Origin of the sequence: Nitrosospira sp. Nsp13 (genome assembly GCF_900101945.1) — a bacterium.
Lineage (GTDB): Bacteria > Pseudomonadota > Gammaproteobacteria > Burkholderiales > Nitrosomonadaceae > Nitrosospira > Nitrosospira multiformis_D.
On record NZ_FMVD01000032.1, the window covers coordinates 1364 to 3855 of the forward strand.

The following is a 2492-nucleotide window of genomic DNA, read 5'->3' on the forward strand; positions in this document are numbered from 1 at the left end:
GGAAGAAGTAAAACAATTGTTAATTTAACGAGGAGGAAGCAATGGACCTTACACCAAGAGAGAAAGACAAGCTGCAGATATTTACTGCCGGATTAGTGGCGGAACGGCGCAAGGCGCGGGGCCTGAAGCTCAACTACCCGGAAGCGGTTGCGTTGATCACCTGTGCGGTGATGGAGGGGGCGCGCGACGGCCATTCGGTGGCGGCGCTGATGGCGGAAGGCACGCGCGTGCTGAAGCGAGGCGAGGTGATGGAAGGGGTTCCCGAAATGATCCCCGATATCCAGGTTGAGGCGACCTTTCCGGACGGCACCAAGCTGGTGACGGTCCACAACCCCATTCCCTAAAAAATCAGGAGATCATGATGGCAAGACTACCCCTAATTCCGGGAGAAATATTTACCCAGCCCGGTGACATCCAACTGAATGTCGGCAGAAAGACCAAATCGTTGAAGGTTTCCAATGGCGGCGACCGGCCCATACAAATCGGTTCACACTTTCATTTTTACGAGGTCAATTCCGCGATGAACTTTGAGCGGGAGGAGGCCTACGGCATGCGCCTGAATATCATGGCGGGCACGGCGGTGCGTTTTGAGCCAGGCCAGGAGCGCACCATCGAGCTGGTCGAGCTGGGCGGGGACCGGGCGGTATACGGATTTAACCAGAAAGTGATGGGCAAGCTGAAATAGCGCCACGCCCGCCAATAACCTACAGAGGAGTAAAAAATGACTTTTAAAATATCCCGCCACGCCTATGTCGAGATGATGGGCCCCACCACGGGGGATCGCGTTCGCCTGGCCGACACGGAACTTTTCATTGAAATCGAGAAGGACTTCACTACCTATGGCGAAGAGGTGAAATTCGGCGGCGGCAAGGTGATACGCGACGGCATGGGCCAATCGCAGCGCAACCACGCCGACGTAATGGATACGGTGATTACCAATGCTGTCATTATTGACCATTGGGGCATCGTCAAGGCCGACATAGGCCTGAAAGACGGCAAGATTGGAGCAATCGGCAAGGCGGGCAATCCGGACATTCAGCCCGACGTCACCATGTCGATCGGCGCCGCCACGGAAATCATCGCCGGCGAGGGTTTGATTGTCACCGCCGGCGGCATCGACAGCCACATTCACTTCATCTGTCCGCAGCAGGCCGAAGACGCGATGATGAACGGCATCACTACCATGCTGGGCGGCGGTACCGGCCCGGCAGTGGGCACGGCGGCCACCACCTGTACCCCGGGCCCGTGGCACATTCACTCCATGCTGCAGGCATCCGACGGACTGGTCATGAACACCGGTTTTTTCGGCAAGGGCAACGTCAGCCTGCCTACGCCGAACGAAGAACAGGTTCTGGCCGGTGCATGCGGGCTCAAGCTGCACGAGGACTGGGGCACCACCTATGCGGCGATCGACAACTGCCTGAACGTTGCGGATAAATACGACATTCAGGTCGCTATCCATACGGACACCATCAACGAAGGCGGTTACCTGGAAAACACGGTTGCCGCATTCAAGGACCGGACCATCCACACGTTCCATACCGAAGGCGCCGGCGGCGGACACGCACCGGACATCATCGCGGTCGTAGGTCTGGACAACGTTTTGCCGTCCTCCACCAACCCGACCCGGCCCTATACCGTCAATACGCTGGATGAGCATCTTGACATGCTGATGGTATGCCATCACCTGCATGCGAATATCGCCGAGGATCTTGCCTTCGCCGAATCGCGCATACGCAAGGAAACGATTGCTGCCGAGGACATTCTGCATGACATGGGCGCCATCTCGATGATGTCGTCGGATTCCCAGGCAATGGGACGCATTGGTGAAGTGGTGACGCGCACCTGGCAGACCGCGCATAAGATGAAGACGCAGCGCGGCTCACTGCAGGAAGACAACTCGAAGAACGACAACTTTCGGGTCAAGCGCTACATTGCGAAATACACCATCAACCCGGCCATCACGCACGGCGTTGCGCACGCGATTGGTTCGATTGAAGTGGGCAAGTACGCGGATCTGGTTCTGTGGCGCCCCGCGTTCTTTGGTGTCAAGCCCTCCATGATCCTGAAAGGCGGCATGATTGCGGCCTCGCTGATGGGCGATCCGAATGCTTCGATTCCCACTCCCCAGCCCGTGCACTACCGCTACATGTTTGGTGGATACGGCGGGGGCATCAAGACATCGTGCTTCACCTTTACTTCGCAAGCGGCCCTTGATGGAGGTCTGGTCGATAGCCTGAAACTGGACAAGAACCTGATCGCCGTCAAGAACACGCGGAATCTGCGCAAGAAGGACATGATTCACAATGGCGCGACCCCCAAGATGGAAGTTGATCCGGAGACCTACGAAGTAAGGGCGGATGGTCAACTTCTGACCTGCGGGCCGGAAGATGTTCTGCCGATGGCGCAACGCTACTTCCTGTTCTAACAGAAATGCTTACGCTAAATACCAAGATAGCGCAAGCGGATTCGATTTTCGCGCAGCTCGTGCT

3 protein-coding genes are annotated in these 2492 nt (G+C 57.0%); all 3 read left to right on the forward strand.

All coding sequences use genetic code 11. The features are described from left to right. Positions 1–41: 41 nt before the first annotated feature. From BLO43_RS16060 to ureC, 3 genes are read left to right on the forward strand one after another with little or no spacing between them, the layout of a single operon-like run. A complete protein-coding gene (locus BLO43_RS16060; RefSeq protein WP_074633037.1) occupies positions 42–344 on the forward strand; it encodes an urease subunit gamma in 303 nt (100 codons plus the stop codon). A 14-nt stretch (positions 345–358) separates the two neighbouring features. Further along, complete coding sequence (locus BLO43_RS16065) at positions 359–685, forward strand: urease subunit beta (RefSeq protein ID WP_181319728.1); 327 nt, start codon at positions 359–361, stop codon at positions 683–685. A gap of 36 nt (positions 686–721) precedes the next feature. Then, on the forward strand, positions 722–2428 hold the full coding sequence (gene ureC / locus BLO43_RS16070; RefSeq protein ID WP_090908044.1) for an urease subunit alpha: 1707 nt from the start codon (positions 722–724) through the stop codon (positions 2426–2428). Positions 2429–2492 lie beyond the last annotated feature (64 nt).